Source organism: Phycisphaerae bacterium, from assembly GCA_012729815.1.
GTDB lineage: Bacteria > Planctomycetota > Phycisphaerae > JAAYCJ01 > JAAYCJ01 > JAAYCJ01.
On the sequence record JAAYCJ010000033.1, the window covers coordinates 24,734 to 31,168 of the forward strand.

General features: G+C 63.6%; 6 protein-coding genes. 1 reads left to right on the top strand and 5 read right to left on the bottom strand.

The genetic code is table 11. The annotated features are described in order from the left end of the window. The first annotated feature begins 22 nt into the window (after positions 1-22). Positions 23-1,231 (top strand): exo-alpha-sialidase, encoded by a 1,209-nt coding sequence (locus GXY33_02605; protein NLX04015.1) that lies wholly within the window; start codon positions 23-25, stop codon positions 1,229-1,231. A 37-nt stretch (positions 1,232-1,268) separates the two neighbouring features. On the opposite strand, the gene GXY33_02610 is transcribed toward GXY33_02605, so the two are convergent. The 5 genes from GXY33_02610 to GXY33_02630 all read right to left on the bottom strand — a co-directional run. Next, entirely contained in the window at positions 1,269-2,387 is a 1,119-nt protein-coding gene (locus GXY33_02610) for a transcription termination factor Rho (GenBank protein ID NLX04016.1), read from the bottom strand. A 36-nt stretch (positions 2,388-2,423) separates the two neighbouring features. Beyond that, the gene (locus GXY33_02615; GenBank protein NLX04017.1) at positions 2,424-3,419 is read right to left on the bottom strand and encodes a Gfo/Idh/MocA family oxidoreductase; all 996 of its coding nucleotides are present in this window, start codon (positions 3,417-3,419) and stop codon (positions 2,424-2,426) included. A gap of 176 nt (positions 3,420-3,595) precedes the next feature. After that, complete coding sequence (locus tag GXY33_02620) at positions 3,596-3,859, bottom strand: cupin domain-containing protein (protein NLX04018.1); 264 nt, start codon at positions 3,857-3,859, stop codon at positions 3,596-3,598. A 326-nt stretch (positions 3,860-4,185) separates the two neighbouring features. Further along, a complete protein-coding gene (locus GXY33_02625; GenBank protein NLX04019.1) occupies positions 4,186-5,619 on the bottom strand; it encodes a sigma-70 family RNA polymerase sigma factor in 1,434 nt (477 codons plus the stop codon). 130 nt (positions 5,620-5,749) lie between these two features. After that, positions 5,750-6,435: sulfotransferase (locus GXY33_02630; protein NLX04020.1), on the bottom strand; the 686-nt coding region annotated here is incomplete at its 5' end.

Genomic DNA, 6,435 nt, shown 5'->3' on the forward strand with positions numbered 1-6,435 from the left:
TTGCGGTCGAGGAGATTGCGCCATGCAGAAGCTGGTTGTTTCGCGGGATGATACGGTCTATGAGGCCTTTGCCGACGTTGCCCAGGGTCCGGACGGGACGCTGGTGTGCACGTACCGGGAGTCCCTGGCTCACGCCCCGGCGCCGTTTTCACGGATTATCGTCCGGCGGAGCGAGGACGGCGGCATGAGCTGGCGGCCCAGGCAGGTGGTCATCGAGAAGGACGACACCAAGGGCGAGGGCCGGCTCAACTGCTCGCGGATCACCGCCTGCGCCGACGGGACGCTGCTGCTGGTTGTCGATTTCTTCCCGCCCGGACGCGGCGAGTGGCAGGAGAACCCGTGCGAGAACCTGCTGTTTCGCAGCACCGACAGCGGCCGGACGTGGACCGGACCGCAGGAGACCGGCATTCAGGACGGCGTCGTCCCGGCGATCAAGGAACTGGCCAACGGCGACCTGTTGATCGGCGTGACGCGGATGCGCATGCCGAAGAACATGGATTGGCGGCAGGCCCTCAAGCACGGCACGGAGGAACAGACGGTCTATATTTCGAGCGACAAGGGTCGCCGTTGGGAAGGTCCCTTTGCCGTGCCCGGTGTCGGACGGCTGCGGCTCAACGAGGGCGACTTCGCCCAACTGGACGACGGGACGGTGGTCTGCTACATGCGTGAGGACGCCGAGAAGCTCAGCGGCTGGAAGAGCATCTCCCGCGACGGTGGGCGCACATGGTGCGAGCCGATCCGGACCGAGATGTTCTCGTGCCGCGGCCGGCCGTCGGTGGGTCGGCTTCGCAGCGGCGAGGTCCTGGTCACGTACCGCTTCTGCAGCGGGGTCTCGACGTCGCTGGCCTTGTACATGGAGACGGCTGAGGAGGCCCTGCGGGTCGAGCCGCCGGACCCGACCAAGTACGACAGCGAGTACAAAGCGGGGCGATTTGCGTTCATCGACAACGACCGGAGTCTGCATCCGGACAGCGGCTATTCCGGCTGGGTGCAACTGCCCAGCGGCAGCCTGTACGTGGTGAACTACATCACCGACGACGCCCCGATGGCCCAGATTCGCGGCTATCTTCTGTCTCGTGAGGATTTCTATCTGTTTCCCGAAGGCGACATCCGGTGGCTGCACCCGGCCCACGGCCGCCCTTACGTGGAACAGACGGCGGAGATGGCGCGGAAGCAGTTCCAGGAGAACCGCCGTCGCGACTGGTCCAAGCGGGTTCCCACGCAGAAATGACACTCGAAACAACCACCGTGCAGTGCGATCTCACGCCCTACGACGGGCTCAGGTTGTTCAGCAGGATGCTGTTGGTCTGGAATTTTTTGAGGGCCAGGGCCAGCGACTGGTAGGCCTCTTTTGGCTTGAGGCGCGTCACATATCGGCGCAGGGCGTTGTACTCCGGCAGGCGCGAGCCGACCAGCAGATGCTCCTTGCGGGTTCCCGACATCGGGATGTCGATCGAAGGGAACATGCGTTCGTTGGCCAGATCGCGCGAGAGCACCAGTTCCATGTTGCCGGTGCCCTTGTACTCCTGGAAGATGAAGTCGTCCATCCGGGAGCCGGTGTCGATCAGGGCGGTGGCGATGATGGTCAGCGAGCCGCCGAGCTCGAACTTGCGGGCCGAGCCGAAGAGGCGTTTGGGCACCTCGAGGGCCCGGGCGTCGAGGCCGCCGGTGAGCGTGCGGCCGCTGTCCCGCTGCGAGACGTTGAACGCCCGCGACAGGCGGGTCAGGGAGTCGAGCATGACCACCACGTCGCGTCCGGCCTGGGAGAGCGACTTGGCGTATTCGATGATCAGGCGGCCGAGTCGCACGTGGGATTTGACCTCGCGGTCGTTGCAGCTCGCAAAGACCTGGCCCGGAATGATCCGTCGCATTTCGGTGACTTCCTCGGGCCGCTCGTCGATCAGCAGCATGATCAGGTCGATGGTCGGATAGTTGTTCTTGATCGCCACCGCGATCTGCTGGAGCAGCACGGTCTTGCCGGTTCGCGGCGGGGCCACGATGATCGCCCGCTGGCCGAACCCCAGCGGACAGATCAGGTCGATCGTGCGGACCGAGGTGGTGCCGTAAGGGACCTCGATGTTGTTCTCTTTCGGTTCGAGGACGAGCTGCGGCTGAGGATCGATGACCGTCTTGTCCTCGAAGCTCTCCTGCTGAAGCCAGTCATCGGGGTTCAGTCCGCAGATGGTCTCGATCTTCTCCAGCCGAGGGCCCTTCTTGCCCTTCTCGGCCACCTCGCCCGCGATCAGCGATCCTTCGCGCAGCTTGAAGTCGCGGATCATCTCGCGGCTGACGAACGGGTCTTCCCGTCGTGAGGGCATGGCCATCATGACCTGCCGGAGTTGGGCGATGTTGGGTTTCCACTGTTCCAGAATGCCTTCGTAGCGCATCGGATCTTGTTTCCGTCATCAGGATTGAACGGTTTCCTATGCCGTCGCCGACGTCGGCGAATCCAGCACATCGAGTATCTTCTGGGTCAGCGCGAGCGTGCGCGCCCCGTCGGCGAAACTGCAGTGCAGTTTCGAGAAATCGCCCCGCCGGACCATGTCGATGAAAAACCGGTCCTCATTGACGAACATGGCGTCGTCCGGCTGATAGCTCATCGTCTTTCCGTCGGGGGTCTCGACCTCGGCCCGGCCCCGCATGCAGTTCAGGGCGTACATGCCCTTAGCCCCGTAGAGGGTCAGGCCCGACCGCCACGAGGCGTGGCACCAGGTATGGCCGTGGACCCCCAGCACGCCGTTGGCGAAGCGGAACGAGACGCTGTAGGCGTCCTCGACGGTGTACTCGGCGCTCTTGGGTTGAAAACAATTGCTGCCCAGACTGTAAATTGTATCCACCTCGCCGACCAGATAGCGCATCAAATCGAACAGGTGTGTCGCCTGGTCGGCGATGGCGCCGCCGGAGATCTCCTTGCGGTAGAACCACAGGGGAGCGGGCGTTTTGGCTGCGTAGTTCAGCGTCATCGGCGAGCAGTAGGTCGAGCAGACCAGCGAGACGCGGTCCTGGGCGAGGTGCTCGCGCAGCCAGTCGGTGACCTTCATGAATCTCAGCACGTAGCCCACCATCACCGGCAGTCCCGCCCGCTCGATCCTGGCCGCCAGTTCCGCGGCGGCGGCGGCGCTGACGCCCACCGGTTTTTCGGTGAACACCGGCAATTTTCGTTCGATGCAGGCCTCGATCGGCTCGGCCCGCACCGACGGCGGCGTGCACACCCACACCGCGTCGAGTTTTTGCTCGTCGAGCATTTTCCGGAAATCGGTGTAGACCGCGCCGGCTTTGGCCTCGGCGGCGCGGGTGTTGGCGCGGTCGGATTCGAGGTCCGAGACCGCCACGATCGCGGCGTCGTCGATCGCCTCGATCGCCTTCACGTGCGCAGTCGAAATGCCTCCGGCGCCAATCAGCCCAATCCGAACCGACATGGTGGTCTCCTGCTGAAACCGTTTCTGAGGGTAGGTCGCTCCGATCGCGACAAACGGCGTATGATACCCGCCGTCGGAACGGAGACAAGCCAATTCCGGGACCCGCCGGCCGAGGTCGGGACGATTTCCGGCCGGCTCAGGCCGGCCCGACCCGGGGCGACGGCTGCCGCCTTCGGTCAACCGAACTTGTAGTGCTTGCGGACGTCCCTTCGGATCGTCCAGGTGCACTCCATACCTTGAGGGAAGATCACCCAGTCGCCGGCGCCGAAGTTGAACTTCTCAGCCTGCTCATTGGTCACCGTCACCTCGCCCTGGAGGATCAGGCAGGTCTCCTTTTCGTCGTATTGCCAGGGAAACTCGCTGGCCTCCTTTTCCCAGATCGGCCAGGACCGGGCCTGCTGTTTTTCCGCTTCGGTCGGCTTGCGAATCTCGGGCTTCATCGCTCGCTCCTGTCGCGTGACCCTGGGGAACCCCTTCCCAATCCCTCGTTCGAACTCAAATGATACGTCCTCTTTCGCCGGGTGAAAACCCTTTTTTCACGTCAAATTACATTTCGTGAGCCGCATGGCGGGCCGCGACCGCCGTGCTGGACGTCCTCCGTCGGTTCGACTTCCCTTTGAAGCAGGCACGGAACACGCGGGCGGAACAAAGGACAAAGACACCAAACAGCCGATGTGAAGAATGGCTCCGCCGCCCTCGGCGGCGTCTCTGTCTGCCAGACCGATCACCTACGCATGCTCCGCGTTTTCCGCACCGATCCGATCCGTCATTCTTCCGCGGTCAGGGCCGCCAGTCCCAGGATCGGGCCCACGTCGTTGCTGACGAAATCCACCGAGGCGATGGGCAGGTCCGGACGCGGGTTTACCCACGGAAAGACGTGGATGCCGACCTTTCCCAGTCCGTTGCTGCCGATCCAGCCGATGTAGGCTTCGCTGACCTCCCGCGGATTCCACCAGTCGGTGATGTTCTTGTCGTTGACGATGGGAATCACCTCGGGCTCTTCCCGGCCCTGGTAATGGACGCGGTACTGGCCCAGTTCGCCCGGTTCGGATCCCCATCCCATGGTGTGGAGGAAGTACAGCCGCTTGGCCTTGCGATTGCCGAAATCGATCCCGGTCACCTCCTTGGGCAGTTCGGTCCGCTCGTGCTTCGTGGTGATCAGTTCGATCATGGACAGGTCGTTGTTGGTCTTCTGGTCGATGATATCGAACGGCACGCCGCGAAACTCCTGCTGGCCGACCGGCAGGCAGCTCCAGTCGTTCTTGAGCTCGTCGCCTTCTCGCGGTTCGGTCATCGGCGTGGTGCAGTGCTTGCGCAGGTCGATGGTGAAGAACTTGCCGCTCTCGATCTCCTTGAGTTTTTCGGTGTAGGTCGGTTCGGGCGTGGGCGTGGGTCTGGGGCGGTTGTTGGCTGCGCGGGCATGGCTTCGCTCGGCCTCATCGCGGGCGGTGTGAAGCCACTCGGCGATGTTGTCCATCCGCTGATAGAGCAGGATTCCGCCGGTTCCGATGGCCACCAGCACCAGACCGACGGAAGCCGTCGCCTTGCCCCGCCGCCGGTACCATCGCCCGGCGGCCACGCCGATCGGGGCCAGCCTCGACCGAAAGGTGGGCCGGCCCACGCCGGAATAGGCCAACTGGGCCAGTTGCTGCTTGAACGCGGCTGGGGCTGAGGCGCGGGGAACCGCCTCGAGGCCCGCGTGCAGGCCCATCAGCGTCACCTTAAAGCCGGCCTCTTCCAGCCGCCGGTGCAGTTCGCGGATTCCCATCTGGAGCCACTTGGGGGTGCTCTTTTCGTCGGCGCCGATGAACTCGGCCGTTTCGGTGGGGCTTCGGCCGTCGAGGTAACGCAAGAGGATCGGCGCCCGCACTTCCTGGGGGAGGGCGGGGATCGCGGCGTGCACGTGATCGGCCATTTCCGCCCAGGTCGGCTCGGTCGCCTGTTGCACGGCCGGTCCCGGCTGCTCCGATCGGCTGATCGTCGCGTGGAACCAGTCGGCCAGTGGAAAGGAGACCGATGGGGAGTTCTGAGCCAGGGCTTCAAACGCCTCTTTGACCGGCTGCTCGGACTGAGCCCCTTCCGGCGATCGGCGGCGGGCCAAGCCGTAGGCAAAATCGGCGTAACGTGAAACCAGTTGGGCGAATGCCCCGGGATCGTGATTTTCGACATAGCGGTCCAGCAGCGCTCTGTCGCTCGCCATAGGCCCTTCTCCTGTCCAGGGGATGCGATACATTATTATTGTATCACATTTGCGCCGCTTTGCTAAGAGGGGATTGTATGATCGATGAAATTGCGGAGCGGACGCGGGTCGGGGAGCGTTTGGACCGTTGCTAGGCCCGGATCGAGCCCGCGGCTGGGGCTGTCCGAACCGGTTGCGGCCGGACCACCATCGGCGATGTGGCGATGGGGCCGACCGGGTGGTAGTCCCAGCGTTTGAGCAGATCGTTGGCCATCCGGCTGATGATCTCGACCTGCTGTGCCGAGAGTTCCTCCGGCTCGACGTATTGGGTCGCGGAATAGCCGGCCTCGCCGGCGCCGGTGAACGTGTTGATTTTGCGGCCGAAGATCGACCGATCGATGCCCTCGACCCCGACGAACGCCTCGAGCCGCTGGGCGTGCTCCTCCGGATTGGCCAGCATCTGGTCGTATCGGATCATCAGGATCCGCTCGTTCGACCGGCAGCTGAGCATGTAGAACATGTTCCTGCCCCACTGCCGGACCATCTCCGTGCAGTCCTGCTCGGAATTGAGCCATTTTCGGGCTTTGTAGGACCGGGCCACGTCCAGGATGTGGCGGTGGATGAAGATGAACCGCCCCTGCGGCAGCGTGTGGTAGAACAGCTCGAAGTGCTTGCCGTCGTACAGCGGGTTCTTGACGCCCCAGTGCTCAAAGCCGTCCCGCATTGCGTCTTGCTTATAATTCCTGAGCACCATTTCGAGCGACTTGACCAGAACCTGGCTGTACGACCGGACATCGGGCCAGACGGAACTCGACCAGAAATCGGAGTCGCCCTTGA